At 66.1% G+C, this 510-nt stretch carries 1 protein-coding gene; it reads left to right on the top strand.

Annotated elements, in window-relative coordinates:
• A partial coding sequence (locus J5M67_RS27920; RefSeq protein ID WP_207888609.1) for an aminotransferase class I/II-fold pyridoxal phosphate-dependent enzyme occupies window positions 1–510 on the top strand: 510 nt, incomplete at both ends.

The following is a 510-nucleotide window of genomic DNA, read 5'->3' as shown; positions in this document are numbered from 1 at the left end:
ATTGCATTCTGTATTCGAGCTGCTTCGACGCTAACGGCGGCCTATTCGAGACGCTGCTCGACGAAAACGACGCGATCATCAGCGACGAGCTGAATCACGCGAGCATCATCGACGGCATTCGTCTGTCGAAGGCCAGGCGCTTTCGCTACAAGAACAACGACCTCGCCGATCTCGAGGCGAAGCTGCGCGAAGCCGACGCGGCGGGCGCGCGCTTCAAGCTGATCGCGACCGACGGCGTCTTCTCGATGGACGGCATCATCGCGAACCTGAAGGGCGTGTGCGATCTGGCCGACCGCTACGGCGCGCTCGTGATGGTCGACGATTCGCACGCCGTCGGCTTCATCGGCGAGCACGGGCGCGGCACCCCGGAGTATTGCGGCGTCGAGGGCCGCGTCGACATCGTCACGGGCACGCTCGGCAAGGCGCTGGGCGGCGCGTCGGGCGGTTACGTGGCCGCGCGGCGCGAGATCGTCGAGCTGCTGCGGCAGCGCTCGCGCCCCTATCTGTTCT

The sequence above is a fragment of the Pseudomonas sp. 30_B genome (assembly GCF_017491605.1).
Classification (GTDB): domain Bacteria; phylum Pseudomonadota; class Gammaproteobacteria; order Pseudomonadales; family Pseudomonadaceae; genus Pseudomonas.
Note: the sequence above shows the minus strand (reverse complement) of the source record. Positions and strands in the feature narration are given on the sequence as shown.